General features: G+C 47.0%; 26 protein-coding genes. 15 read left to right on the forward strand and 11 right to left on the reverse strand.

Going from position 1 to position 25,442, the window contains the following annotated elements; all coding sequences use genetic code 11:
- The first annotated feature begins 2 nt into the window (after nucleotides 1-2).
- Entirely contained in the window at nucleotides 3-1,382 is a 1,380-nt protein-coding gene (gene tdeA / locus ACQ31U_RS11670; RefSeq protein WP_431052263.1) for a toxin/drug exporter TdeA, read from the forward strand.
- 64 nt (nucleotides 1,383-1,446) lie between these two features.
- On the opposite strand, the gene cspD is transcribed toward tdeA, so the two are convergent.
- A complete protein-coding gene (gene cspD, locus ACQ31U_RS11675) occupies nucleotides 1,447-1,674 on the reverse strand; it encodes a cold shock domain-containing protein CspD (RefSeq protein WP_431052264.1) in 228 nt (75 codons plus the stop codon).
- A 257-nt stretch (nucleotides 1,675-1,931) separates the two neighbouring features.
- Nucleotides 1,932-4,538 (reverse strand): type I DNA topoisomerase, encoded by a 2,607-nt coding sequence (gene topA, locus ACQ31U_RS11680; RefSeq protein WP_431052266.1) that lies wholly within the window; start codon nucleotides 4,536-4,538, stop codon nucleotides 1,932-1,934.
- A gap of 223 nt (nucleotides 4,539-4,761) precedes the next feature.
- Between topA and msrA the strand changes: the two genes are divergently transcribed.
- Nucleotides 4,762-5,283 carry a peptide-methionine (S)-S-oxide reductase MsrA gene (gene msrA / locus ACQ31U_RS11685; protein ID WP_431052268.1) on the forward strand — a complete coding sequence of 174 codons (522 nt, stop codon included), beginning with the start codon at nucleotides 4,762-4,764 and terminating at the stop codon, nucleotides 5,281-5,283.
- Between the two features lie 52 nt (nucleotides 5,284-5,335).
- Here the strand turns inward: msrA and thiI are convergent, their stop codons facing one another.
- Nucleotides 5,336-6,781, reverse strand: coding sequence for a tRNA uracil 4-sulfurtransferase ThiI (thiI, locus tag ACQ31U_RS11690; RefSeq protein WP_431052270.1), 1,446 nt, complete (start codon nucleotides 6,779-6,781; stop codon nucleotides 5,336-5,338).
- Between the two features lie 133 nt (nucleotides 6,782-6,914).
- Between thiI and xseB the strand changes: the two genes are divergently transcribed.
- From xseB to dxs, 3 genes are all read left to right on the forward strand, one after another.
- Nucleotides 6,915-7,151, forward strand: a complete 237-nt coding sequence (xseB, locus tag ACQ31U_RS11695) for an exodeoxyribonuclease VII small subunit (RefSeq protein ID WP_431052272.1) — start codon at nucleotides 6,915-6,917, stop codon at nucleotides 7,149-7,151.
- A 6-nt stretch (nucleotides 7,152-7,157) separates the two neighbouring features.
- The gene (ispA, locus tag ACQ31U_RS11700) at nucleotides 7,158-8,051 is read left to right on the forward strand and encodes a (2E,6E)-farnesyl diphosphate synthase (RefSeq protein WP_431052274.1); all 894 of its coding nucleotides are present in this window, start codon (nucleotides 7,158-7,160) and stop codon (nucleotides 8,049-8,051) included.
- Between the two features lie 219 nt (nucleotides 8,052-8,270).
- Nucleotides 8,271-10,130 (forward strand): 1-deoxy-D-xylulose-5-phosphate synthase, encoded by a 1,860-nt coding sequence (gene dxs, locus ACQ31U_RS11705; RefSeq protein ID WP_431052276.1) that lies wholly within the window; start codon nucleotides 8,271-8,273, stop codon nucleotides 10,128-10,130.
- Between the two features lie 371 nt (nucleotides 10,131-10,501).
- Here the strand turns inward: dxs and ACQ31U_RS11710 are convergent, their stop codons facing one another.
- The 5 genes from ACQ31U_RS11710 to ribH are packed head-to-tail and all read right to left on the reverse strand — an operon-like array spanning nucleotide 10,502 to nucleotide 13,603.
- Entirely contained in the window at nucleotides 10,502-11,134 is a 633-nt protein-coding gene (locus ACQ31U_RS11710) for a LysE family transporter (RefSeq protein ID WP_431052278.1), read from the reverse strand.
- 11 nt (nucleotides 11,135-11,145) lie between these two features.
- Entirely contained in the window at nucleotides 11,146-11,649 is a 504-nt protein-coding gene (locus tag ACQ31U_RS11715; protein ID WP_431052280.1) for a phosphatidylglycerophosphatase A family protein, read from the reverse strand.
- An 11-nt stretch (nucleotides 11,650-11,660) separates the two neighbouring features.
- Nucleotides 11,661-12,665, reverse strand: coding sequence for a thiamine-phosphate kinase (gene thiL / locus ACQ31U_RS11720; protein ID WP_431052282.1), 1,005 nt, complete (start codon nucleotides 12,663-12,665; stop codon nucleotides 11,661-11,663).
- Nucleotides 12,666-12,702: 37 nt separating this feature from the next.
- On the reverse strand, nucleotides 12,703-13,119 hold the full coding sequence (gene nusB, locus ACQ31U_RS11725) for a transcription antitermination factor NusB (RefSeq protein WP_431052284.1): 417 nt from the start codon (nucleotides 13,117-13,119) through the stop codon (nucleotides 12,703-12,705).
- 10 nt (nucleotides 13,120-13,129) lie between these two features.
- Nucleotides 13,130-13,603, reverse strand: coding sequence for a 6,7-dimethyl-8-ribityllumazine synthase (gene ribH, locus ACQ31U_RS11730; RefSeq protein ID WP_431052286.1), 474 nt, complete (start codon nucleotides 13,601-13,603; stop codon nucleotides 13,130-13,132).
- Between the two features lie 314 nt (nucleotides 13,604-13,917).
- On the opposite strand from ribH, the gene potA reads away from it, so the two are divergent.
- The 4 genes from potA to cdd all read left to right on the forward strand — a co-directional run bounded on the left by potA (nucleotide 13,918) and on the right by cdd (nucleotide 17,699).
- Nucleotides 13,918-15,036, forward strand: a complete 1,119-nt coding sequence (gene potA / locus ACQ31U_RS11735; protein ID WP_431052288.1) for a spermidine/putrescine ABC transporter ATP-binding protein PotA — start codon at nucleotides 13,918-13,920, stop codon at nucleotides 15,034-15,036.
- Nucleotides 15,017-15,877, forward strand: coding sequence for a spermidine/putrescine ABC transporter permease PotB (gene potB, locus ACQ31U_RS11740; RefSeq protein WP_431052290.1), 861 nt, complete (start codon nucleotides 15,017-15,019; stop codon nucleotides 15,875-15,877). Before potA ends, potB begins: the two co-directional genes overlap by 20 nt.
- Nucleotides 15,877-16,641, forward strand: coding sequence for a spermidine/putrescine ABC transporter permease PotC (gene potC / locus ACQ31U_RS11745; RefSeq protein WP_431052292.1), 765 nt, complete (start codon nucleotides 15,877-15,879; stop codon nucleotides 16,639-16,641). The genes potB and potC overlap by 1 nt, the downstream gene beginning before the upstream one ends.
- A 137-nt stretch (nucleotides 16,642-16,778) precedes the next feature.
- Nucleotides 16,779-17,699, forward strand: a complete 921-nt coding sequence (gene cdd / locus ACQ31U_RS11750; RefSeq protein WP_431052294.1) for a cytidine deaminase — start codon at nucleotides 16,779-16,781, stop codon at nucleotides 17,697-17,699.
- An 86-nt stretch (nucleotides 17,700-17,785) separates the two neighbouring features.
- Here cdd and smrB read toward each other — a convergent pair whose 3' ends face one another.
- Entirely contained in the window at nucleotides 17,786-18,301 is a 516-nt protein-coding gene (smrB, locus tag ACQ31U_RS11755; protein ID WP_431052296.1) for an endonuclease SmrB, read from the reverse strand.
- A 236-nt stretch (nucleotides 18,302-18,537) separates the two neighbouring features.
- Between smrB and prmB the strand changes: the two genes are divergently transcribed.
- The 5 genes from prmB to ACQ31U_RS11780 are packed head-to-tail and all read left to right on the forward strand — an operon-like array spanning nucleotide 18,538 to nucleotide 21,641.
- On the forward strand, nucleotides 18,538-19,500 hold the full coding sequence (prmB, locus tag ACQ31U_RS11760; RefSeq protein WP_431052298.1) for a 50S ribosomal protein L3 N(5)-glutamine methyltransferase: 963 nt from the start codon (nucleotides 18,538-18,540) through the stop codon (nucleotides 19,498-19,500).
- Nucleotides 19,501-19,544: 44 nt separating this feature from the next.
- Complete coding sequence (locus ACQ31U_RS11765) at nucleotides 19,545-20,282, forward strand: hypothetical protein (RefSeq protein ID WP_431052300.1); 738 nt, start codon at nucleotides 19,545-19,547, stop codon at nucleotides 20,280-20,282.
- The gene (locus ACQ31U_RS11770; protein ID WP_431052302.1) at nucleotides 20,279-20,830 is read left to right on the forward strand and encodes a septation protein A; all 552 of its coding nucleotides are present in this window, start codon (nucleotides 20,279-20,281) and stop codon (nucleotides 20,828-20,830) included. The genes ACQ31U_RS11765 and ACQ31U_RS11770 overlap by 4 nt, the downstream gene beginning before the upstream one ends.
- A gap of 12 nt (nucleotides 20,831-20,842) precedes the next feature.
- Nucleotides 20,843-21,334, forward strand: a complete 492-nt coding sequence (gene yciA / locus ACQ31U_RS11775) for an acyl-CoA thioester hydrolase YciA (RefSeq protein ID WP_431052304.1) — start codon at nucleotides 20,843-20,845, stop codon at nucleotides 21,332-21,334.
- Nucleotides 21,335-21,344: 10 nt separating this feature from the next.
- Complete coding sequence (locus tag ACQ31U_RS11780; RefSeq protein ID WP_431052306.1) at nucleotides 21,345-21,641, forward strand: YciI family protein; 297 nt, start codon at nucleotides 21,345-21,347, stop codon at nucleotides 21,639-21,641.
- Between the two features lie 37 nt (nucleotides 21,642-21,678).
- On the opposite strand, the gene ACQ31U_RS11785 is transcribed toward ACQ31U_RS11780, so the two are convergent.
- The gene (locus ACQ31U_RS11785; RefSeq protein WP_431052308.1) at nucleotides 21,679-24,402 is read right to left on the reverse strand and encodes a copper-translocating P-type ATPase; all 2,724 of its coding nucleotides are present in this window, start codon (nucleotides 24,400-24,402) and stop codon (nucleotides 21,679-21,681) included.
- Between the two features lie 97 nt (nucleotides 24,403-24,499).
- On the opposite strand from ACQ31U_RS11785, the gene cueR reads away from it, so the two are divergent.
- Complete coding sequence (cueR, locus tag ACQ31U_RS11790) at nucleotides 24,500-24,904, forward strand: Cu(I)-responsive transcriptional regulator (protein WP_431052310.1); 405 nt, start codon at nucleotides 24,500-24,502, stop codon at nucleotides 24,902-24,904.
- A gap of 63 nt (nucleotides 24,905-24,967) precedes the next feature.
- On the opposite strand, the gene ACQ31U_RS11795 is transcribed toward cueR, so the two are convergent.
- Nucleotides 24,968-25,441 (reverse strand): ClpXP protease specificity-enhancing factor, encoded by a 474-nt coding sequence (locus ACQ31U_RS11795; RefSeq protein WP_431052312.1) that lies wholly within the window; start codon nucleotides 25,439-25,441, stop codon nucleotides 24,968-24,970.
- Nucleotide 25,442: the final 1 nt, after the last annotated feature.

Here is a 25,442-nt window from a genome sequence, read left to right on the forward strand (position 1 = left end):
ATATGATTTCTACTATATTATTTCGTCGTTCCGCCGCCGCTTTACTGGTGAGTGGCTTTCTCACCGCTTGTGTCAGCAATCCGCAGCAAACCGGCTATCAGCAGGAAATGCAGCAATTCGAGCAATACCGGCAATTAAGCGAACAATACCGCATTGATCCGAATTGGTGGACCCAATATCAAGATTCCCAACTTAACCGTTTGATTGATACCGCACTTGCCAATAATTTGAACTTGGCAAAAGCGGCGGTAAATGTGAATCGCGCATTATACAATGCCAACTTGTTGGGCGCGGATTTAGTGCCGGCATTCAATGGTTCGGTATCCGGTCGGGTGCAAAAAAATACCGAAAGCGGTATTTCCAGCCGCACTTACGGCAGTTCACTCGCGTTGAATTATACCGTTGATCTGTGGCGTAAGCTTGCCGACAGCGCCAATGCGGCAGAATGGGCGCATAAAGCGACAGAATTGGATCTGGAAGCGGCGAAATTGACGCTAATTAACCAAGTCATCGACAGCTACTATCACATCGCATACTTAAAACAAGCGATTCAAATTGTGCAAAGTAACATCAAAACCTACCAGCAAATCGCGACCTTGACGCAAAACCAAGTAAACCAAGGCATGACCTTGCAGTTGGATGCCGATCAAAGCCGCCAAGCGGTGCTATCGGCAGAAAACCAACTAATCAGTTACCAATCACAGTTACAAACGGTAGAAAGTACCCTGCGTAATTTGCTAAACCTGCAACCACAGCAGAAGTTAGGGCTAAGTGCGGTCAATTTAAAAAACCTGAAGTTACAACCGGTGAATTTGAATATTCCGCTCTCCACCATTGCCAATCGCCCGGACTTGAAAGCTTATCAATACCGCTTAACCTCTGCGTTTAAAGATTTAAATGCCATGGAAAAAAGCTGGTATCCGAGCATTACCTTAGGCGCCAGCTTAACTACCGGCGGCAACAGCGTGGGTAATATGTTTGATGTGCCGTTGAGCGCCGGTACAATCGGTATCAATCTGCCGTTCTTAGACTGGAACCGGGTGAAATGGAACGTGAAGTTGTCGGAAGCAGGTTATGAAACGGCGAAATTGAATTTCCAGCAAGGCATTACCACCGCGCTGAACGAAATTGACAGCAATTATAAAGCATATCAATTGGCGCAAAAAAGCTACCAAAATCTGAATCAGAAATACCGTTATGATCGTAATATCAGCAATACCTACCGTTTACAATATAACGCCGGGATTGCCGGGATGAAAGATTGGTTGACAGCGCTGGCAACGGAACAGCATTCCGAGCTCAATATCTTGCAGGCAAAATATGATTTGCTGCGCTATGAAAACGCTATTTATCAAAGCATGGCGGGAAAATATCAGCGTTAAACGGGATAAAATAATAACAAAAAACGGATGTTGATTTGACGATCCGTTTTTTATTACCTATATATCAAAGAGTTGGATTTTGCTCTAGTGGTACCGGGATAATTTTGGTGGCATGGGAACCCTTGTCACCATGAATCGCCTCAAACCGAACCTTTTGACCGGCTTTCAACGAGCGATAGCCATCCATTTCAATCACTGAGTAATGAACAAAAATATCTTCCACCCCACCGTCCTCAGCGATAAACCCAAATCCTTTTGCATTGTTAAACCATTTGACTGTTCCAATTTGCATATTGCAACCTCATTTTGTCTTGACCCGGCTCTCTCGACGGCTGACCGTACGTGTTATCTCGGTCAACCTGTTGTTATACTTAAATAAATGTGATTAATATGCAACCATCAAACCTAAAAAGTATGTACCAGATCACAAAATTAATGCAATATTATCATTCACTTGGCTGAAGATATGAAAAAAGAGAGGCAAACCTCTCTTTTTTTGCATTTTACTGATATTTTACTTGACTTTTCACTTGTTTAGATAGCAGGCGGCTATTTCTGACGAGTGATCCACTTGCCGTTGAGGTAATCAGCGATCCATTTGGTGGCTTTACCGTCTTTCTCCGAGGTAATGTATTGGCGTTTTTCCTTACGGCTAAAACGCACAATCGTTTTATTGCCTGCGTCATCAACCGTCGGTGCTTCGGTCAGATAGTGGAATTTTTCCGGCAGGCGATCTTTAAAGCGTACCAATTCCTCCACATACGGCGCACGGGTTTCACGCGATTTCGGGAAGTTATGCGCCGACATAAACACCCCGCTTGCGCCGTCACGCAGCACAAAATACGCGTCCGATTTTTCACACGGTAATTCAGGGAAAGCCACCGGATCCTCTTTCGGCGGGGCAACCTCACCGTTTTTCAAAATCTTGCGGGTATTGCTACAATTGGTGCAGCCCATATATTTACCAAAGCGCCCCAATTTAAGGTGCATGTCCGCACCGCACTTGTCGCACTCGACCACCGGACCGTCGTAACCCTTGATTTTAAATGCGCCTTCTTCAATCAGGTAGCCGTCGCAATTCGGGTTATTACCGCAAATATGCAGCTTGCGTTGACCGTCAATCAAATAACTGTCCATCGCAGTATGGCACTTTGGACAGCGTTTGCGTTTGCGCAAGGCGTCGGTTTCCGAATCGTCATCCAACACATTCAATAATTCCGCTTCCGGAATCAAGTTAATCGTGGTTTTACAGCGTTCTTTCGGCGGCAAGGCATAACCGCTACAACCTAAAAATACCCCGGTGCTGGCGGTACGAATCGCCATATTACGCCCACAGGTCGGACATTTGATCTCGGTCTCTACCAAACTATTTGGGGTCATGCCCCCTTCCAATTCGTCCAATTCGGCCTTGGATAGTTTCTCTGAAAAATCCGCAAAGAATTGGTTTAGCTCGGTTTTCCAGTTGGCATTGCCGTTGGCGATCTGATCGAGCTGGTCTTCCATGTTGGCGGTGAAATCATAATTCATCAATTCGCTAAACGATTGGTTTAAACGATCAGTGACGATTTCGCCCATTTTTTCCGCATAGAAGCGACGGTTTTCCACCCGCACATAACCGCGCTCCTGAATGGTAGAAATGATCGCCGCATAAGTTGAAGGCCGCCCGATACCGCGCTTTTCCAATTCACGCACCAACGCCGCCTCAGTGAAGCGTGCCGGCGGCTTGGTAAAATGCTGTTGCGGATCGATATGTTGCAAATTCAGCGTTTCATTGACTGCCACTTGCGGCAACACTTGATCTTCAGCCGTTTTGCCTAAAATCGGTAACACTTTGGTCCAGCCGTCAAAGCGTAAGATCCGCCCTTTGGTGCGCAGTTCATACTCTCCGGCTTGCACCGTTAAAGTTGTGGAATCATATTGCGCCGCCGGCATTTGGCAAGCCAAAAATTGCCGCCAAATCAAATCGTACAAACGTACCGCATCTTTATCCATGCCGTTTAAATCGTTGTCTTTCACCGCCACATCGGAAGGACGAATCGCCTCATGCGCCTCTTGAGCGTTTTCTTTGCTGGAATAAAAATTCGGCTTTTCCGGCAGATATTGTTTACCGAAGTTTTTCTCAATATAGCTGCGCGCCATGGTTAGCGCATCTTGGCTGAGATTGGTCGAATCGGTACGCATATAGGTGATATACCCGGCTTCATACAAACGTTGCGCCATCATCATGGTTTTCTTCACCCCGAAGCCTAAGCGCGTGCTGGCGGCTTGTTGCAGGGTCGAGGTGATAAACGGGGCTTTGGCGCGTGAACGGGTCGGTTTGGTTTCCAGAGCGCTGACCACGTAAGTTGCTTGCTGCAATGCCGCAACTGCGGTATCCGCTTGCTGTTGGTTGACCGGCTCAAATTTTTTGCCTTGGAACTGCGCCACATCTAAGCGAATTGCCTGATTTTGCAAGGTGGTGGTATCCACCGCCACTTGCCAAAACTCTTGCGGATCAAAAGATTTGATTTCACGCTCGCGCTCCACCAACAATTTCACCGCCACCGACTGCACCCGCCCGGCGGATAAACCGCGCGCCACTTTTTTCCATAACAACGGCGACACCATAAAGCCGACCACGCGGTCTAAAAAGCGGCGGGTTTGCTGTGCATTGACCCGATCTAAGTTTAACTGTTCCGGTTTTTCAAACGCATTTTTAATCGCATTCTTAGTGATTTCATTAAACACTACGCGGCTATAACGATTATCATCGCCGCCGATCACTTCGCGCAAATGCCAGGCAATCGCCTCTCCCTCTCTATCCAAGTCGGTTGCGAGATAGATATGTTCTGCATTTTTCGCCAGCGATTTCAGCTCGGCAACCACTTTTTCTTTGCCCGGCAGAATTTGATAATTCGCCTTCCAACCATGATAAGGATCAATCCCCATGCGTTTCACCAACGCCTCCTGATCACGGGCGGCTTTCAATGTGGCTTTCTCTTCCACGCTCATGCCTTTGGTTGAAACCGCTTTGCGTTTCTCACCGGTCGATGAACCGGCAGTCGGCAAATCACGGATATGCCCGACGCTGGATTTCACCACATAATCTTTCCCCAGATATTTATTAATTGTTTTTGCTTTCGCCGGGGATTCCACAATAACTAATGATTTACTCATCTTTTTCCTATCAGTTGTCTGAAATTTTTTTCAGTTGCCTTTTAAAATACATACTAAAGACCATAAAATGCGCTGACAATAACAAGGTTTGCCAAGGATTACAATAGTTGATGACACAAACCGCCTAATTCACACACGCTTTCTGCCCGTCCGACTTGTGCTTGACCGCACTTTCACTCACAATAAGCGCTAAACGGATAAGCCATATACTAAGGAAGAATTTATGCAAACGGCAATTTTAGCAGGCGGCTGCTTTTGGTGTATCGAAGCGGTATACAGTCAGATTAAAGGAGTGCAAAGTGCGGTTTCGGGTTATATCGGCGGGCAGCTCGCCAATCCGACTTACGCACAGGTTTGTGACGGTGTCACAGGACATGCCGAGGCAGTCAAAATAACCTTTGATTCTGACATCATCAGCTATCAGACTTTGTTGGATATTTTCTTCTCAATCCACAACCCGACCGAACTCAACCGGCAAGGCAATGACATCGGCACGCAATATCGCAGTGAGATTTTTTATCTTGATGAACGGCAAAAACAGCTTGCAAAAAACAAGCTTAGCGAATTGCAACCGCACTTTGCCGCACCAATTGTGACGAAAATCAGCCCTGTCACAACGTTTTATTCGGCGGAAGATTATCATCAGGGCTATTTCAAACAAAATCCGAATACCGGTTATTGCAGCATGGTGGTTGCCCCGAAATATTTAAAAGCCAAAGTGAAATTTGCGAAGTGGTGGAAGTAACTTTTGATATATCACTCTCGCTATTTCGCCGATAGCAACTTTAAGATAACTATCAATACCGCAACACCTTAACATTGCTATAGCCCTGCTGTTGCAAATACAACGCTTGCAGTTTGCTCATCACGCCGCGTTCGCAATAAAGCAAGTAGGTTTTGGAAGAATCCAACTCGGCAAAAGCGGTAGAAAGTTTGTAAAACGGAATATGGCGTACGGTCTGCCCTGCGATTTGCAACGGCTTATCTTCCGCTTCCTCATTACTACGCACATCGATCACCACTTCGTTTTCCGCAATCAGTGAAACCGTTTCGATTTGCACTTCCTGCTCGGTTTGCTGCCCGATTTGGCGGATATCCAAATATTGCGCATTGCTGACCGCACTTTCGAGGATCGCAAAATCAAAATTGGCTTCTTCTTTTTCGATCTTGGATTTAATCGCTTTGACGGTCGGATTTTTGGAAATCACGCCGCAAAATTCCGGCATCGATTTGGCGATATCGTCGGTGCCGATCTGTTTTGCCAGTTCGATAATTTGTTCTTTGTCGTGGGTAATCAGCGGGCGCAACACCAACGCCTGCGCCGCTTCATCAATCAAACGCAGATTGGTTAAGGTTTGGCTGGAAACCTGCCCCAACGCTTCGCCGGTCACAATCGCCTGAATACCGAAACGCTCCGCCACTTGCGACGCGGCACGCACCATCATGCGTTTCAACACCACGCCCATCTGTCCGTTATCGACTTTTTCCAAAATTTCCGCCACCACCGGTTCGAAGTTGATCGCCACAAACCGCACTTTATGCGAGGCACTGTAACGTTGCCAAATGTGATACGCCATCTGTTTCACGCCGATTTCATGCGCCGCGCCGCCCAGATTGAAGAAACAATAATGCACGCGCGAACCACGGCGGATCAGCATATAACTGGACACGCCCGAATCAAAGCCGCCGGAAATCAGCGACAGCACGTCTTCCTGCGTGCCGATCGGATAGCCGCCAAGACCGGCATGGCGCTGTTTAATCAACATCATCCGGTCATCTTCAATATCGATCCGCACCGTCACGTCCGGTTTGCTCAGTTTGACTTTTGCCGATTCAATCTGTTGATTTAAACCGCCGCCGACATAACGTTCCACATCAAGCGAGCTGAAATCGTGCTTGCCTTTGCGGCGCACGCGCACGCAAAAAGTGCGGTTTTCCAAGTCAGCGCGCGTGGCTTGCAGAGTTTGTTCAAAAATATCGTGCAGCGAGTCGAACGGGGTGTCTTCCACTTCCAAAATATGGTGAATGCCGGGGGTGCGTTGCAGATAATCCAAAATCAGCTGGCGTTGGCGCTGATCTTTGCTGCGCACTTCAATGTAATCCCAATGGCGCACCACCGCCACGCTTTCATCGTGTTTGGCAAGAATATTACGGATATTGCCGGTCAGGATTTTAATAAAACGCTTACGCACCGAATCGCTTTTAATCATGATTTCGGGGAAAAGTTTAATAATAAATTTCATAACAACAACTTTAAATCAATCATCAAGAAAAAATTAGCGACATTGTACACGAAATTCATAAAAAAACACCGACAACAATTTGAATCTGAAGTACAATATGCCGTTTATACGTCAGCCGCAACGAGAGTTCAGCATGGAAAAAACCACTAACGCTAAAAAAACGGATTTTGAATCAACACTTTCGCAACTGGAAAGCATTGTCTCACGTTTGGAGTCGGGCGATTTGCCGCTGGAAGAGGCATTGAGCGAATTTGAAAAAGGTATCAAGCTGGCACAGCAAGGACAGCAGCGTTTGCAAAAAGCCGAACAGCGCGTACAGATTTTATTAGAAAAAAGTGCGGTTGCGCCTTTAGCCGACTATGATGAATAACTAGCCATGAACTACAGCTTTAATGATGATTTAGTCGAACTGCGCACGCGGATTAATGCATTTTTACAGCGGCAGTTGCAACCGTTTGACAGCGCACCGGCGCAATTGTCCGACGCCATGCGCTACGGCATTTTACTGGGCGGCAAACGCCTGCGCCCGTTTTTGGTGTATGCGGTCGGCAGAATGTTGCAAGCGGATTTTCACAGTTTGGATTATGCCGCAAGTGCGGTGGAAGCGATTCACAGTTATTCGCTGATCCACGATGACTTGCCGGCAATGGACGACGACACCTTGCGCCGCGGGCAGAAAACCTGTCATATCGAATTTGACGAAGCCACGGCGATTTTAGCCGGTGACGCGTTACAGGCGTTCGCCTTTGAGTGTCTCAGCGACGTGCCGGACATCAGCGCACAACAAAAAGTGGCGTTGGTGAAAACCCTGGCATTGGCTTCCGGCGCCCAAGGAATGTGTTTAGGGCAAAGTTTGGATTTGCTCGCCGAGCAAAGTGCGGTCAGCCTCGATTTTTTACAGCGCATTCACCGCAATAAAACCGGCGCGCTGATTATTGCGGCGGTCGAAATGGGCTTGCTCTGCTCGTCGCACTTTGATGATGTTGAATTGCGCCGACGCTTAGTGCGTTACGCGCAGGCGATTGGTTTGGCATTTCAGGTGCAGGACGATATTTTGGACATCACCGCCGACAGCGCCACCTTAGGCAAAAATGCCGGTTCGGATTTGGCATTGGATAAAAGCACTTATCCGAAATTACTCGGTTTGGACGGCGCACAACAAAAAGCGGCGCAACTGATCGCCTCCGCCAAAGCGGAATTACAGGATTTGGATTTTGATACCGAACCGTTAATGAAATTAGCGGATTATATTGTGCAACGACAAAATTAGTGGTTACACAGACAAATTTCTCTCCCTTCGCTCGCGGAGGGAGTAGCATTTTTCATTAGAAAAATGGGGAGGGTGGGGATTGAAATAATATCCGATAAAATTATGCCTCCGTCCTTCGGACACCTCCCTCCGCTTGCGGAGAGAGGGAAAATTAACAAATATCAGTAGTCATTTAAAATAGATCGTTCTTTTTTGATTACGTAATAATCGATGATAACCATGCAACATTACCCGATTTTATTTTCAATCCACACGCCGGACGATTTACGTCTGTTATCGCGTGAACAACTGCCGCAACTGTGTGATGAATTGCGCAGTTTTCTGTTGGAGTCCGTCAGCCGCACCAGCGGACACCTCGCTTCCGGTTTAGGCACGGTCGAACTGACCGTTGCCCTGCATTATGTTTATCACACTCCGTTCGATCAATTGATTTGGGATGTGGGTCATCAAGCCTATCCGCATAAAATCCTGACCGGTCGCCGTGAAAAAATGCACTCGATCCGCCAAAAAGGCGGCTTGCACCCGTTCCCGTGGCGTGCAGAAAGCGAATATGACGTGTTGTCGGTCGGGCACTCCTCTACCTCGATTAGTGCCGGTTTAGGTATTGCGATTGCCGCCGAAAAAGAGAACGCCAACCGTAAAACCGTATGCGTGATCGGCGACGGCGCCATCACTGCCGGAATGGCGTTTGAAGCAATGAACCACGCCGGTGCGGTGCACAGCGATATGTTGGTGATTTTGAACGATAACGAAATGTCGATTTCGGAAAATGTCGGTGCATTGAATAACCACTTGGCGCGCTTGTTATCCGGTTCGTTCTATTCGTCGATTCGCGAAGGCGGCAAAAAAATCTTAGAAAATCTGCCGCCGATTAAAGAATTCATGAAAAAAACCGAAGAACACGTGAAAGGTTTTGTTTCGGGCGGCACATTGTTTGAGGAGTTGGGCTTCAATTATATCGGTCCGATTGACGGGCATAATGTCGACGAATTAGTTTCAACCCTGAAAAATATGCGTAATCTGAAAGGTCCGCAGTTCTTGCACGTGATGACCAAAAAAGGCAAAGGCTACGCTCCGGCTGAAAAAGATCCGATTGGGTTTCACGGCGTCCCGAAATTTGATCCGACACTGGGCACATTACCCAAATCCAAAGCGGATATTCCGAACTATTCGAAAATTTTCGGCGACTGGCTGTGTGAAATGGCTACACGCGATCAAAAATTGCTTGGGATCACGCCGGCAATGCGTGAAGGTTCGGGCATGGTCGAATTTTCCAACCGTTTCCCCGAGCAATATTTTGATGTCGCGATCGCCGAACAGCACGCGGTGACTTTTGCCGCAGGACTTGCCATCGGCGGGTACAAACCAGTAGTCGCGATCTACTCGACCTTCCTGCAACGCGCCTACGATCAACTGATTCATGACGTGGCAATTCCGAATCTGCCGGTATTGTTTGCGATTGATCGCGCCGGTGTGGTCGGCGCAGACGGACAAACCCATCAAGGAGCATTCGACATCAGCTTTTTACGCTGTATCCCGAATATGGTGATCATGACTCCAAGCGATGAAAACGAGTGCCGCCAACTGCTCTACACCGGCTATCGCCTTAACGCCCCTGCGGCAGTGCGCTATCCGCGCGGTTCCGGTGTCGGTTGTGAATTGCTGCCATTGGCGGAAATTCCGCTCGGGCAATCGAAGTTAATCCGTCAAGGGCAAAACGTAGCGATTCTGAACTTCGGTACATTATTGCCAAGTGCGGTCGCGGCGGCGGAAGCGTTAAATGCCACCGTGGTAGATATGCGCTTTGTCAAACCGCTCGACACTGCCCGGATCGACCAACTGGCGGCACAACATCAACTGTTAGTGAGCGTGGAGGACAACGCCGTTCAAGGCGGCGCAGGCAGCGCAGTGGCAGAATATTTAAATCAGCTTGCCATTCGCAATAAAACCGCAACACCGCGTTTGCTGCAACTCGGCTTCCCGGATTATTTCCTCCCGCAAGGCGAACAAGCGGAAATCTTGGCGGATTTGAAATTAGATACGGCAGGCATTCAACAACAAATCGAAACCGCACTTTGATTCATTTAGCGCCCCTACATTGTTGACAACGGTGACTGATTTAGGCAGCGTAGGGGCGGATTCTCTATCCGCCCGCTTACGAAATTCGGCATAACTATTTAATCTAAAAAGGAAAATACAAAGTGCGGTTCGGACGGTTAGAGAATCCGCTCTTACTTTTGAAGTAAATAATTCAACCCGTTGATTTAACATCAAAAAATAAAAAAGCTGACAAATTTTTTATTTTTAGTTGAACTTTTTGGCAAGGATCCAGTCTTAGTTAATGCTAGTGCACTGCAACCGCAGTTGTCTTTTTACATTTTACTTATTGTAAGACCTCCCCCGATATTTCACTGTTGAATATCGGGTTTTCTTTTATTTACACCGCACTTTTAGTTGATAACCAATTGATAAGCGTTATACCACAGCAATAAACCAAAACCGATAAACACCACGCCCGAGATATTATCAATATAACGGCTGTAATTGAGGTAAAACGATTTGACTTTACGGTGTGAAAAAATACGCGAAACCAAGTAAAAATAAACAAAACTTTCGATTAAAATCATCAACGCCACAATACCCGCTTGCCCGTAGCCGTTGATACTGCCGATCACCAACGAAAAAATACCGCCGAAATAGATCATCGCTTTCGGATTGGAGAGATTAACCAAAAAACCTTGACGAAAATTGATCCAATCATCATGGCTTTTGACGGCTGCCGCGTTGGCGGTAATCTGCTCTAATTTGATATTTTCCTGCGTGCGCAACATCAAACTGCCTAAATAGCCGAGATAGCCCCCACCAAGCAGTAACATCACGATTTCAATCGGCGGATAGAGTTTAAACAGGATGGAGAGTCCAAGCAGGCTCGCCAGCAACCAAATACATAACGCCGCGACAATCCCCAGAATCCCCAAAACCGCACTTCGCTGATTTTCTGCAACCGCTTTACGGATCACAAAGAAAAAATCCGGTCCTGGGCTGGCAAGGGCGAACAAATGGATAAAAAATAATTTCGTCAATAAGGCAAACATTAGAAATAGATCCGAACAACACAGAAAAGGGATAACACGGAAAATATGGTATAAATAGCAGCGAGTAGATCATCCAGCATAATGCCAAAACCGTTCTCGACATTATGATCAAAATATTTGATCGGATACGGTTTGAGGATGTCAAACAAGCGGAACAGAACAAAAGCGACGGCGTACCAAAGCCAGCTTGTTTCAGGAATAAACGCCAATACCAGCCAAATTGCCACGATTTCATCCCACACTATCGCGCCATGATCATGCACGCCCATATCATCCGCGGTTTTGCCGCACAGATAAATACCGAAGATAAACCCCAAAACGGCAGGAAACAATAAATAGTATGACGGCATAAACTGGAGTGCCAATACCCCAAGCAACCAGCCTGCCAAGGTTCCCCAAGTGCCGGGAGCCGGGGAAATTAAACCGGAGCCGAAACCCAGGGCAAGGAAATGGATCGGATTCGACATGTTGACTTTGGTTAATGCCAATTGCTTTTCGTTCATCTCAGTTATTCCTATTCGCCCTCACGAAAATGGTCAAATCCCGAATATTGCGGCAACTCGACCTTTTCGCCATTCCGTTTCAAGCGAATTCGGTTATTCATCCTTTTGCTGCGAATTTGCCCGATACAGGTGTACTCAACACCGATATGGGTTAACGCACGCTCCAGTTTACTACCATTTTTATCGGCGACGGTAAAGCAAAGTTCATAATCCTCCCCGCCGGTGAGCGCCAAGATTTCCGCCTGCCGCTGTCCGACCGCTTCGCATAATTGCGATGAAAGCGGTAATTTTTCCAAGGCTAAACTGGCGCCGACATCGCTACGCGCTAAGATATGCGACAAATCCGCCAATAAACCGTCGGAAATATCAATCGCCGCACTGGCATATGGCGCAATAGTCTGTCCTAATAGAACGCGCGGGGTCGGGCGTAAATGGCGCCGAATCAAGTAATCCTCCGCCGAAGTGCGGTTTTGTACCGCACTTTTTGCCTGCAATAGTTGCAAACCGGCGGCACTGTCGCCAAGCGAACCCGTGACATAAATCCAATCGCCTTTTTCCGCCCCGTGGCGACACAACGCTTTATCGCGTGGCAATAAACCGTGCGCAGTAATCGTGATAGACAAAGGGCCTTTGGTGGTATCCCCGCCAATCAGATCAATATTATAATGATCCAATACTTCGAAAAAGCTATTGCTGAATGCCTTCAACCACGCATGATCGATTTTCGGCAAGGTCAACGCGAGGCTGACCCACGCCGGTTCCGCGCCCATCGCGGCAAGATCACTCAAGTTGACCGCAAGGGATTTATAGGCTAAATCCGCCGGAGAAATAGTCGGGAAAAAATGAATGCCTTCGACCAAGGTATCGGTGGTGATGGCCAGACGCTGATTGGCCTTAATCTCGGTGATGGCACAATCATCGCCGATTGCCAAAGCAACGTCTTTGCGCGGTGGGCGGCTCGAGGCATTAAAATATTGACGGATAATATCGAATTCACTATTTTGCTGCTGTTCCATGCTACCTCCGACCGCACTTCAGGTTGTTGGATGTTGATTATTTACGTTTTAATGCCGGTGCCAATTTATCCAACACCCCGTTGATATATTTATGGCTCTCTTCCGCACCAAATACTTTCGCCACTTCAATCGCTTCGTTGATCACCACTTTATACGGCACATCCGCTTGGTATTTCAACTCGTACGCCGCCATTAATAACACGGCTTTTTCAATCGGATCCAACTCTTCGGTGCCGCGGTCCAAGTGCGGTGCCAACATTTGCTCCAGCTCTTCGCTATATTCAGCGCTACCCTGTAACAATTTGCGGAAATACGGCATATCAACACCTTTCATCTCTTGATCGGTGACAAACCCCAATTCCACCTCGGCAATATCATTTTTTGAAACCGCCCAAGAATACAACGCCTGAACCGCACACTCTCTGGCGCGGCGGCGTGGAGATACTTTACTCATCACGATATCCTTATGCTTGATCGATTGCAGTCAGTAAGTTGATCATTTCCAACGCAACTAACGCCGCTTCCGCCCCTTTATTGCCCGCTTTTGTGCCGGCACGTTCAATCGCTTGTTCGATGTTTTCGGTGGTCAATACGCCGAATGCCACCGGAATATCCGCTTGCATTGCGACTTGTCCCAAGCCGCTGCTGGCTTCGCCGGCAACGTATTCGAAATGCGCGGTGCCGCCGCGAATCACCGTGCCCAACGCGACAATCGCATCAAATTTTTTGCCGGCGGCCAAACGGCGCGCCACCAACGGCAATTCATAGGCGCCGGGCACATAAACCAAAGTGATGTTATCTTCTTTTACTTGTCCGATCCGTTTTAACGCGTCCACTGCGCCGTCGCGTAAACTTTCATTGATAAAACTGTTAAAACGGGCAATCACCACGGCGATTTTGGCATTTGGCGCTGCCAGCGCGCCTTCTAAAATGTTCATAAGCTACCTATACTTTGTTTGCAAATTCGAGGGCGGATTCTATCATATTATTTTGCTTTGTTCAGTAGCAAATCTTACTCTGCTCTTGAATATTTATACCTTGCTTTTATTTCCGCGATAAAGTGCGGTTTTTTGGTCAAATCGGCTAATTTCCCTTTTCAATCCGTAAACCAATTGTGGTATTCTTAGCGCTGATTTTTTAGGGGGCTGTTTCTCTTCTGCCATTGATAAGTAAGATTGGTAAGCAAGATAGACAAGCCCTTTAATGTTCTATTGTAACCGTAACGCTGTAAGGTCGGAGGAAAACAAAGCTGGTGGAAAACATCGCTAAAACCAAACCGGTGATTGAGCTGAAATCAATCCGCAAAGAATATGATGGCAAAACCATTATTAACGATTTTAACTTATCCATTAATCATGGCGAATTTATCACCATATTAGGGCCGTCGGGTTGTGGCAAAACCACGATTCTGCGCCTGATCGCCGGTTTCGAGGAATTAAACGGCGGACAAATTATTCTGGACGGACAAGACATCAGTCAAGTGCCTGCGGAACAACGTCCGGTGAATACCGTATTCCAAAGTTATGCCCTGTTCCCGCACTTGACGATTTTTGAAAACGTCGCTTTCGGCTTGAAAATGCAGAACGTGCCAAGTAGCGAAATTAAGCCGCGGGTGTTGGAAGCCTTGCGTATGGTGCAGTTGGAGGAATTTGCCGAGCGTAAACCGGCGCAACTCTCAGGCGGGCAACAACAGCGGGTGGCGATTGCCAGAGCGGTGGTAAACAAGCCGAAAGTCTTACTGCTCGACGAATCCCTCTCGGCACTGGATTACAATCTGCGCAAACAAATGCAGAACGAATTGAAAGCGTTGCAACGTAAATTGGGCATTACTTTTATTTTTGTGACCCACGATCAGGAAGAAGCCTTGAGCATGTCCGATCGGATTATTGTGCTGCGTTCCGGCAAATTGCAGCAAGACGGCACGCCGCGCGAAATTTACGAAGAACCGAATAATCTGTTTGTGGCGCAATTTATCGGCGAGATCAATATTTTTGACGCCAGCGTGATTGAACGCTTAGACGAAAAACGGGTGAAAGCCAATGTGGAAGGGCGGATTTGCGATATTTTCGCTACGCAAAACGTCAGCGCCGGCAGCCGGTTAAAAGTGTTGCTGCGCCCGGAAGACTTGCGTTTGGAAGAAGTCAACGAAACCCAAGCGGTCAACGGCATTGTCGGTTATGTGCGCGAACGCAACTACAAAGGCATGACGCTGGAATCAACCATTGAGTTGGAAAGCGGCAAAATGGTGCTCATCAGCGAATTCTTTAACGAAGACGATCCGGACGTGGATCACTCGCTAAATCAAAAAGTGGCGATTACTTGGGTTGAAAGTTGGGAAGTGGTGTTGGAAGATGAAGATAACAACGCGTAATTTTCAGAATATCACCGTTGCCATTATTTTCGGTTGGTTGATTTTCTTTGTTCTTGTGCCGAATGTGTTGGTGTTGGGAACCAGTTTCCTGACCCGTGATACCAGTAATCTGATCGATTTCACCTTCTCGTTAGACAGCTACAAACGGCTGTTTGATCCACTGTATGCGCAGGTGATGTGGAATTCGCTGTATATGTCGGGCTTGGCAACGATTATCTGTTTGCTGATCGGCTATCCGTTTGCGTTTATGATTGCCAAACTGCCGAGCAAATATCGCCCGATTCTGCTGTTTATGGTGATTTTACCATTCTGGACCAACTCGCTGATTCGGATCTACGGCATGAAAATTTTCTTAGGCGTGCGCGGCGTGTTGAACAATGCCCTGATGTCACTGGGCATTATCGACAGCCCGATTCGGATTATCAACACCGAAATGGCGGTGATTATCGGTTTGGTTTATATCCTGTTGCCGTTTATGATTCTGCCGCTCTACTCTGCGATTGAAAAACTGGACGGACGTTTACTCGAAGCCGCCAAGGATCTGGGAGCCGGCACAGTACAGCGTTTTGTGTGGATTATTCTGCCGCTCACTATGCCGGGCATTATCGCCGGCTGCTTGCTGGTATTGTTGCCGGCAATGGGCATGTTCTATGTAGCCGATCTGCTCGGCGGCGCGAAAGTGCTATTAGTCGGTAACGTGATTAAAAGTGAGTTTTTGGTGTCGCGCAACTGGCCGTTCGGTGCCGCGATCAGTATCGGCTTGACCATTCTGATGGCGTTGTTGTTGTATGTCTATTACCGTGCAGGTAAGTTGTTGAATAAAAAGCCGGAGTTGGAATAATGGGTCGTTTACTACGCAGTGGTTTTATGTTTGTGGTATATGCCTATTTGTATATACCGATTATTATTCTGGTGGTCAATTCGTTCAATGCCGACCGCTATGGTTTAACGTGGAAAGGCTTCAGCTGGAACTGGTACGAGCGTCTGTTCAATAACGATACCCTGATCCAAGCCGCCGTACATTCGGTAACGATTGCCTTTTTTGCCGCAACCTTCGCTACCGTCATCGGCGGTTTGACCGCGATTGCACTCTATCGCTACGCATTTAAAGGCAAAAAGTTTGTCGGCGGGATGTTGTTTATCGTAATGATGTCACCGGATATCGTAATGGCGGTTTCGTTATTGGCATTGTTTATGCTGTTCAGCATTAAGTTGGGCTTTGCTTCGCTATTGCTGGCACATATCACTTTCTGTCTGCCATATGTGGTGGTGACGATTCTGTCCCGCTTAAAAGGCTTTGATGTCAAAATGTTGGAAGCGGCGAAAGATCTGGGCGCGGGCGAACTGACGATTCTCGGTAAAATTATTCTGCCGTTGGCGTTGCCTGCGATTGTCTCCGGTTGGCTATTGAGCTTCACCATTTCCCTGGATGATGTGGTGGTCTCTTCGTTTGTCACCGGGGTCAGCTATGAAATTCTGCCGTTGAAAATCTTCTCGATGGTGAAAACCGGGGTTACGCCGGAAGTGAATGCGCTGGCAACGATAATGATTTTGTTATCGCTATTACTCGTCAGTCTGAGTCTGTTTATCGGGCGTAAAAAATAAATCATGATCTAAATTGATTCAAATAACACAATAAATTGATTAATCTCACAAAAAAGATCTTCTTAGGAAGATCTTTTGTTTATTCTGGAATATAGTAATAAACATTCACATGGCTTGTTATTTATGGAGAATTACTTATGCCAAACCACTATCATTCCAATTTACATATTTCTGAAAAAGTGCGGTCTGCTTGCGCCAAACTACCGAACCAAGAATTAGCAAAAACACTTTTCACTATTTTAACCGAACAACGTTTTGTCGGGCGCTTACCGCACTTCACCGTGCAACATCTCTGCCATAAATTTGAATTAAGCCAACGCGATCTCTCCCTCGCCCTCTTGCCGATTGCCTCCGCCTATTCGTTAGCACCGATCTCACGCTTTTATGTCGGCGCCATTGCGATTGGCGCCAGCGGCAATTTTTATTTCGGTGCCAATATGGAATTTGTCGATACCGGCATGCAACAAACCGTCCATGCGGAGCAAAGCGCAATTGCCCACGCTTGGATGCAAGGGGAAAACGGGATTAATGAGATTTCGGTCAACTATGCGCCGTGCGGGCACTGTCGCCAATTTATGAATGAGTTGGACGGGGCTGATAAGCTCGTGATCAATTTACCGCAAAGCAGTAACAATCCATTGCATAGTTATCTTCCAAACCACTTCGGGCCGCAAGATTTAAATGTCACGGAGTTGCTGCTGGCACCGCGCCACCATGGCTTAAGCTTATTGAATACCGACGATTTACTGATTGATACCGCACTTGAAGCGATTAACATCAGCCATGCGCCGTACAGCCAAGCCTATGCCGGCGCCGCACTGGAGACCGAAGATCATTTCTATTTTATCGGCAGCTATGCGGAAAACGCCGCGTTTAATCCGAGTTTACCGGCATTACAAGTGGCAATTAATAACCTGATTCTCAACGGCTTTGAATTACAAAATATCAAAAGAGCGGTATTAATCGAGAAAAAAGCCGACATCAGCCAAAAAGTGATGGCGAAACAATTATTGGCGACCTTGTGTAAACTGCCGTTGCAATATATTTCCATCGAGTAATCGATCTTCCTATAAGAACCTTATAGTAGATAAACAGATTTATTTTTGCTTAATAACTCGAAAATCTATTTATTTTGCAATTATAATCATTTATCTACTATTTCAAACAAAATCAAAAACGCGGCATCGCCGCCCCACTCTTTCGGGGCTTGGTGTAGGGCGCGGACTTTGGGGTGTTGCACCAGCCAGCGTGGGATTTGCTGTTTCAGAGCAAATGTGCCGTAACCGGTCATAATGCTGGCACAATGGATATTCTCTTTTTCGCAGGCGTGCAACAGCGCAGCAAGTTCGGTTTTGGCTTGCTCGCGGGTTAAACCGTGCAGATCGAGAAACAGTTCCGGCTCAAAATCACCGCGGCGCAGTTGTTTTAACAAATGCGAATTTTCCCCGCTGCGCAGATACCGCACTTGCTGATCGTCTTGCAACAGCGGCTCGTACTGATCGGAAAAATAGAACAGATTGTCCTGCTGCCGCACCAATTCTTTATACTGCCGTTTGTGTTTGGATTTCAGCCGAGGCGCAACGTAGGTATCCTGTCTTAAGCGCTTCGCCCCTTTAATTTGCTCGTGAAAAAGAGCGATGTCTTCTTGTTCCAATGCCATTATGCCATTATCCCCTTATGTTCTATGCGGTTATGCCTTTCTGAATCCACTGAAACGACACAGTAAACACTTACTCAAATCGTAATCGTTGTTATTCTGCGTGATTTGGCATTTTATTGCAAACCTAGGTTCTTTATTATTGAAGACAGTGAGACACAGTCCAACACCTCATGACGAGATTAATAAAATATGATATAAATAGCCTTCGATTTTGTTTTAACAAGGCAGCCCGATTTATGCTCGAAAATATGACATATAATGCCGATTTGGTGGAAGAGATTTCGCTTTCGGCTAATCAAGATGATCTCAAAACCATTCAAGATTTTTTGCGTTGGAGTTATAGCTGTTTCAATGCCTCGGATATTTTTTACGGACACGGGCAGGACAATGCTTGGGATGAAGCCGTTCAATTGGTATTGGCGACATTGCATTTGCCGCACGATCTGCCCGCCGAACTGTATACTTCAAACCTGACGCACTATGAAAAACAAAAATTATTCGGCATGATTGTTCAGCGGATTGAAACGCGCAAACCGGTAGCCTATTTGACTCACAACGCGTGGTTCTGCGGCTTGGAGTTTTATGTCGATGAACGCGTGATTGTACCGCGTTCGCCGATTGGGGAGCTGATTCAAAATGGTTTCACCGGCTTGCTGAAAGAAGAACCGCAACGGATTTTGGATATGTGCACCGGCAGCGGTTGCATTGCGATTGCCTGCTCAGTGAAATTCCCGCATGCGGAAATTGACGCGGTCGATCTGTCGCTCGAGGCGCTACAAGTGACTGAAATCAATATTGAACGCCACAATGCACTGCACCATGTTTTCCCGATTCAGTCGGATCTGTTCAGCGCCTTGCCGCAGGATCAATATAATTTAATCGTCACCAATCCGCCGTATGTCGATGCGGAAGATTTGGATGAAATGCCGGCGGAGTTTTACCATGAGCCGATGTTGGCACTTGAGGCAGGCGACGACGGCTTGATTCTGGCAAAACGGATTTTGGCAAATGCCGCCGACTATTTAACCGATAACGGTGTATTGGTGTGTGAAGTCGGCAATAGTATGGTGCATTTGATCGAACAATTCCCGACGGTACCGTTTAACTGGATTCAGTTTGAACGCGGCGGCGACGGCGTTTTCTCTCTCACTAAAACGCAGTTGTTAGCCAATCAAGAACTGTTTGCCCAATATAAATAATCTAATTTTGTTACACCGAGTGCTTTTTTGTCGTAGGACGTTTTATGCCCGTAAATTTTACAAAAATCTTTCAAGATAGCTTGAATTTTCTGATTAACCAGAAACCCTTATTGATTACGGTGATGGCGCTGTTTGTTATCAACAACCTCGCCACCCAACTGATCTTAAGTTCTCTGCAGCCGCCGATCGCCGTATTGAACGACGCGGAATACCGTATCAACGGCACCAGTTTAATGCTGACGATTGCAGCGCATATCATCAGCTTATTGCTGGTCTTATGGCTGTTAAACCTGATTATTCAAATCAGCAAGGGACAGGCTGCTAATTTCGCTACCGCACTTAACCTTTCGCTTGGCAAAATCATTCCTTTTGTGGTTTTGAATATCATCAGCGTACTGCCGATCAGTCTGGGTATCACCAGCTTTTCCGCCCCGAATGTCGGTATTATTGCTTTATTGTCATTCTGTGTCGGCGGCTACTTATTCCTGCGTCTTTTTCTGGCGCAATTTGCCTATATTATTGAAAACGGTACGATTGGCGAAGCCTTGAAATTAGTCTGGCTGAACAGCGGTAAACGGGTGTTTCCGTTGTTTTTATTAGTGTTGGCAACCTATATTTTACCTTTATTGGTATCGCTACAATTAGCTAATTTAGGCAATTCGCTGTTTGTGATATTTTTGAGTTCTATTATTACAGCGGCAATCAGCATTTTCACGGTGGTATTTACCTACCGTTTTTACCAATTGTTTATCGATAAAAATATCTTACGGAAGTTTCAATGAAACAAATACTTGAATTTATCCCTTTAATCCTGTTTTTTGCCGCCTATAAAATTTACGGCATTCAAGCCGGTGCGATTACCCTGATTGCGGCGACGATCGCCCAAATGCTGATTTTAAAATTTAAATTCGGCGGGATTGAAAAACAGCAAAAAATCATGGCGGCGGCGGTGGTCTTTTTTGGCTTATTAACGGTGTATTTTAACGACTTAGAATTTCTGAAATGGAAAGTAACGATGGTATACGCCCTGTTTGCCATTATCTTGCTGGTCAGCCAATATGGCTTTAAAAAACCTCTGGTAAAAAGCCTGCTCGGTAAAGAAATCCAACTGCCGCAGTTTGTATGGAATAATTTAAATCTGGGCTGGGCGTTATTTTTTATTCTGTGTATGTTGGCGAATTTGTATATCAGCCATTATATGTCGGACGACGCTTGGGCAACCTTTAAAGTCTTTGGTGTGATCGGTATGACGTTAGTCGCCACCGTGATCACCGGGGTCTATCTCTATCGTTATTTGCCGAAAGAGAACGAACAAACGAACAATAAATAATTGGAAGAAATCATGGAACACGAATTTGTTGAAACCGCACTTGGTGCCAATCCGGGGCGCATTTCTAAAGGGCGCTTATTGCTGCGCACACTCGCTATGCCGTCTGACACTAACGCCAACGGGGATATTTTCGGCGGCTGGATTATGTCGCAAATGGATATTGGCGGCGCCATCATGGCAAAAGAAATCGCACAAGGCAAAGTGGTGACGGTGTCAGTCGATAAGATCAACTTTATCCGCCCGGTTTCGGTCGGGGATGTGATTTGTTGCTACGGACGCTGTGTCAAAGTCGGCAACAGCTCAATTAAAATCGAAGTGGAAGTGTGGGTGAAAAAAGTCTCCACCGAGCCGTTTAATGAACGCTACTGTGTCACCGACGCGGTCTTTACCTTCGTTGCGATTGATCAAAACGGGCGTCCGAAAGCGATTCCGAAAGTCAATAATCCGGAATTGGAAAAAGCGATTTTAGAACTACAAGAATATCAAGCCAATCAAACAAAATAAGGGGAAACCGATGTACTACGTTATTTTCGCACAAGATAAACCTGACACGTTACAACAACGTTTAGCCGTTCGTGAACAACATTTGCAACGTTTGCATGCCTTACAAGCGGAAAACCGCCTGCTGACAGCCGGTCCGAATCCGGCGATCGATGATGAAAACCCGGGCGAGGCCGGTTTTACCGGTTCAACCGTGATCGCCCAGTTTGACAGCCTTGAGCAAGCCAAACAATGGGCAAGCGAAGATCCGTACATTGCCGCCGGTGTCTATGGCGATGTGGTGGTAAAACCATTTAAACGCGTATTTTAGCTGGCAAAGAGGTTGGGATTCCAACCTCTTTTTTATGCTAAGGCTTGAATTTCAGTAAGCGGTTGGCGTTGCTGACCACGGTAATCGAAGAGAGCGCCATCGCCGCCCCGGCAAAAACCGGATTGAGCAAGACCCCAAAGAAGGGATATAACACCCCGGCGGCAACTGGAATTCCCAAGCTGTTATAGATGAATGCGCCGAGCAAGTTCTGTTTGATGTTGCGTATGCTTGCCTGTGACAACGACAATACATCAGACACGGCGTCAATACTGTGGCGCATTAAGGTCAAATCCGCCGTTTCAATCGCCACATCGCTGCCGCTGGCAATCGCAATACTGACATCTGCCAACGCCAAGGCGGGCGCGTCATTAATGCCGTCACCGACCATTGCCACGTTATAGCCCTGTTGCTGCAGCTTGCGGATAACGTCCACTTTTCCTTGCGGCAATACACCGGCAACCACTTGATCGATCCCCAGTTGTTTCGCCACCGCTTCTGCGGTTTGCTGCTGATCACCGGTCAACATCACGGTGCGGTAACCGGCTTGTTGCAACTGTTTGACCGCACTTGGGCTTTCGGCACGGATTTGATCTTTCACCACCATAAAACCGACAAATTCGCCATTTTTCGCCAAGTACAGCACGGTGCCGCCGGCTCGACTTTCACGGCTTGCTTTTTCCGTCATTGCTGTCGGAATGACAATGTTTTGCAAGTTCATTAATGTCAAATTACCGAGATAAAGCTGTTGCCCATGAATTTTTCCACTGACCCCCATGCCTTTTAAGGTCATAAACGCCTCAACGTCGTTTAACTGTACATTTTGTATCAATTCAGCGTCTAGCAAAGCCTTCGTTAGCGGGTGGTTGGCGTATTTTTCCAAACTGGCTGCCCACCGCAATAAATCCGTCTCATTCTGTCCGGTCGCCGGATAAAGTGCGGTCAGCTTCGGTTTACCTTCGGTCAGCGTGCCGGTTTTATCAAAAACCACAATATTAACGTTCGCCGCTTTCTGCAAGGCATCGGCGTCCCGTACCAAAATCCCCAATTCCGCCGCACGGGAAACCGAGGCAATCACCGACATCGGCGTTGCCAAGCCTAATGCACAGGGGCAGGCGATAATTAATACCGTGGTCAATACCACCAACGAATGCGCCAGTTTTGGCTCCGGTCCGATAACATACCACACTAATGCCGCCACAATCGCAATTGCCACCACTACCGGCACAAATACCGAAGCGACTTTATCCGCTAATTTGGCAATTTGCGGCTTACTGCTCTGCGCCTGACGCACTAATTTGATGATATTTGCCAATACGGTTTGTTCCCCGACTTGGGTTGCCTCAAAACGTAAACTGCCGTTATCGACAATAGTGCCCGCTTTGACTTGATCGCCCGCCGTTTTATTCACCGCCAACGGTTCGCCGGTCAACATCGATTCATCCAGCCAGGCTTCACCGCTCACCACCACGCCATCAACCGCCACACGATCACCGGTTTTCAGGCGGATTAACATCCCGCTTTTCACTTGCTGCAACGGCAATTCCGTTTCACCTTGTTCCGTTATCACAGTGACGCTAGGCGGTGTCAAATCCAGCAATTTCTCCAATGCATGCGAAGAGCGTTGTTTGGCTTTGGTTTCCAGCATTTTGCCTAAACTAACCAAACCGATAATCATCAAGCTGGCTTCAAAATAGAGATGGCGCGCATTGTCAGGAAAAAAGCCCGGAAACAGCGCGATTGCCATCGAAAATAACCAAGCAACACCGGTTCCCAAGGCGACCAAGGTGTCCATGGTGGCATTGCCGTGTTTGAGATTACGCCACGCACTGATAAAAAAATGCCGTCCGCTGAATGCCATGATTGCCGCACTCAATAGCCCGACCAAGATCCAACCGAATTGAGTACTTGGCGTCACAGCCATGCCGTTGAAAAATCCCCAAAACATCAAGCCAAAGCCAAAGAGCAAAGCGACAATCGCCTGCCATTTGCGTTGTTTGATTTCATCTTCGGTATGTTGCTGTTGCTTTTCCCGTCGCAATTGCTGATCTTCAACCACCTCCGCACCATAACCGATATTTTCGACTGCTCGAATTAAATCACCGCGGTTAACATCGCCATAAACCAAGGCGCTGTTATCGGCTAAATTCACGCTGACTTTAGCTTTCGGATCAACGGCTTCCAAGGCTTTTTCAACTTTTAACACGCAACTGGCACAGGTCATGCCGCTTAACAACAGCTGGGTGACCGTTTGATTCTGATCTTGCTCGCCTACTACCCCTTGATCAGAATCCGGTTTTTCCGCTGTATCTTTCGGTTCGCTGGGCAGTAGTTCAATTTTTGGGTCGCGCGCTTCCTCTGCCGATTCAGAAACAAGCGCGGCATGATAACCAGCCTCTTCCACCACTTGAATCAAGGCTTGCGGATCGCTGTCGGCATAAACCGACAATTCATTCAGACTTAGGCTGTAAATGAGCTCCGGATCACATTCGCCCAGTGCTTTATCCAACGATTTGACACAATGCTGACACGACAAGCCGCTCAGTGCCAAAGTGAAGTGCGGTTGCGGATTGGCACTCGCCTGATAACCTGCAGCCGCAACCGCTTGAATCAAGGTTTCGCTCTCCGCCGAGCCGCTCACCTCTGCGTAATGCAAGTTGACTTTAACCGTATCAACCCCACTGACTTGACTTAAATTCTGTTTCACATGGCGCACACAGTTTTGGCACGACAGCTGTTGCAGCCCCAAGATAATCTTTGACATGAATCTTCTCCTATCTGTTTATCTCTTGCTATTTGAATCGAATGAATCTTGGCGTTAGAATAAACCTTCCCCTAACGATAAGGTCAAGCTGTTTTTTATGAATATCAAGCAAATCGCACAAATTACCGGATTAACTGCCAAAACGATCCGTTTTTATGAAAGTAAAAACATCATCAGTCCGCCTGAACGCGGAATAAACGGCTATCGCCAATATGATATTCGCCACATCGACGAATTGACCTTTCTGCGCCGTTCGCGCAGTATCGGATTCTCTTTGCCGGAATCCAAAGAATTATTGGAACTTTATCTAAATCCAAGTCGCCACAGTAGTGAGATCAAGCAGCGCACCTTGGATAAAATCGCACATATCGAACAACAAATTTTACAGCTGCAAGCAATGAAAACCCAACTGGAATCCCTCGCCGCCGAGTGTCCCGGGGACGAACAAAGCCAATGCCCGATTATTGATTCGTTAAGTGGAAAAAACGATTGTGCCGGATAGAACAAACCGCACTTTGTCGATCTGATCACAGATTAAAGTGCGGTTTGAGGTAAGCGAAATGCGTTATTTGACAATTTTCAGGTGTGAAGTAGAGCGCTTTGTTTTGGCTTTATCTTCGCGCGTTGTTTTTAGTGGTTTATCCACCGCCTCGCTAAAGCCGGACGGTTGTTCAACTAAATCCCCTAAGCTTTGCTCCAGCTCCCGTTCATAGATCAATTCGGGTTCAAACATCACGCCGTCGCCATTCTCGCGTGCATAAATCGCCACCACGGCGCCGAGCGGCACGCTAATATCACGCGGCAAACCTTGAAAACGCGCGTTAAACAGAATTTTGTCATTGCCTAATTGTAAATTACCACAGGCATTGGGGGAAATATTGAGCACGATTTGCCCGTCTTTCACAAAATCATCCGGCACAATGGTATTTGGATAATAGGCATCTACCACCAAATAAGGCGTCAAGTCGTTATCCAACAACCAATCGTAATAAGCGCGGAGTAAATAAGGACGCTTTGCACCAAACATGGATTTTGTCATC

Origin of the sequence: Testudinibacter sp. TW-1 (assembly GCF_050613185.1) — a bacterium.
GTDB lineage: Bacteria > Pseudomonadota > Gammaproteobacteria > Enterobacterales > Pasteurellaceae > Chelonobacter.

Bases quoted from the DNA above. Each gene is read 5' to 3' on its own strand.
- thiL (WP_431052282.1), bottom strand. From the start codon at position 12,665: ATGGAACAGCAGCAAAATAGTGAATTCGATATTATCCGTCAATATTTT.
- nusB (WP_431052284.1), bottom strand. From the start codon at position 13,119: ATGAGTAAAGTATCTCCACGCCGCCGCGCCAGAGAGTGTGCGGTTCAG.
- cueR (WP_431052310.1), top strand. From the start codon at position 24,500: ATGAATATCAAGCAAATCGCACAAATTACCGGATTAACTGCCAAAACG.
- ribH (WP_431052286.1), bottom strand. From the start codon at position 13,603: ATGAACATTTTAGAAGGCGCGCTGGCAGCGCCAAATGCCAAAATCGCC.
- msrA (WP_431052268.1), top strand. From the start codon at position 4,762: ATGCAAACGGCAATTTTAGCAGGCGGCTGCTTTTGGTGTATCGAAGCG.
- topA (WP_431052266.1), bottom strand. From the start codon at position 4,538: ATGAGTAAATCATTAGTTATTGTGGAATCCCCGGCGAAAGCAAAAACA.
- dxs (WP_431052276.1), top strand. From the start codon at position 8,271: ATGCAACATTACCCGATTTTATTTTCAATCCACACGCCGGACGATTTA.
- potB (WP_431052290.1), top strand. From the start codon at position 15,017: ATGAAGATAACAACGCGTAATTTTCAGAATATCACCGTTGCCATTATT.
- ACQ31U_RS11785 (WP_431052308.1), bottom strand. From the start codon at position 24,402: ATGTCAAAGATTATCTTGGGGCTGCAACAGCTGTCGTGCCAAAACTGT.
- ACQ31U_RS11765 (WP_431052300.1), top strand. From the start codon at position 19,545: ATGCCCGTAAATTTTACAAAAATCTTTCAAGATAGCTTGAATTTTCTG.
- ACQ31U_RS11795 (WP_431052312.1), bottom strand. From the start codon at position 25,441: ATGACAAAATCCATGTTTGGTGCAAAGCGTCCTTATTTACTCCGCGCT.
- yciA (WP_431052304.1), top strand. From the start codon at position 20,843: ATGGAACACGAATTTGTTGAAACCGCACTTGGTGCCAATCCGGGGCGC.
- prmB (WP_431052298.1), top strand. From the start codon at position 18,538: ATGCTCGAAAATATGACATATAATGCCGATTTGGTGGAAGAGATTTCG.
- smrB (WP_431052296.1), bottom strand. From the start codon at position 18,301: ATGGCATTGGAACAAGAAGACATCGCTCTTTTTCACGAGCAAATTAAA.
- xseB (WP_431052272.1), top strand. From the start codon at position 6,915: ATGGAAAAAACCACTAACGCTAAAAAAACGGATTTTGAATCAACACTT.
- cspD (WP_431052264.1), bottom strand. From the start codon at position 1,674: ATGCAAATTGGAACAGTCAAATGGTTTAACAATGCAAAAGGATTTGGG.
- ACQ31U_RS11715 (WP_431052280.1), bottom strand. From the start codon at position 11,649: ATGAACGAAAAGCAATTGGCATTAACCAAAGTCAACATGTCGAATCCG.
- ispA (WP_431052274.1), top strand. From the start codon at position 7,158: ATGAACTACAGCTTTAATGATGATTTAGTCGAACTGCGCACGCGGATT.
- thiI (WP_431052270.1), bottom strand. From the start codon at position 6,781: ATGAAATTTATTATTAAACTTTTCCCCGAAATCATGATTAAAAGCGAT.
- potC (WP_431052292.1), top strand. From the start codon at position 15,877: ATGGGTCGTTTACTACGCAGTGGTTTTATGTTTGTGGTATATGCCTAT.
- tdeA (WP_431052263.1), top strand. From the start codon at position 3: ATGATTTCTACTATATTATTTCGTCGTTCCGCCGCCGCTTTACTGGTG.
- cdd (WP_431052294.1), top strand. From the start codon at position 16,779: ATGCCAAACCACTATCATTCCAATTTACATATTTCTGAAAAAGTGCGG.
- ACQ31U_RS11780 (WP_431052306.1), top strand. From the start codon at position 21,345: ATGTACTACGTTATTTTCGCACAAGATAAACCTGACACGTTACAACAA.
- ACQ31U_RS11770 (WP_431052302.1), top strand. From the start codon at position 20,279: ATGAAACAAATACTTGAATTTATCCCTTTAATCCTGTTTTTTGCCGCC.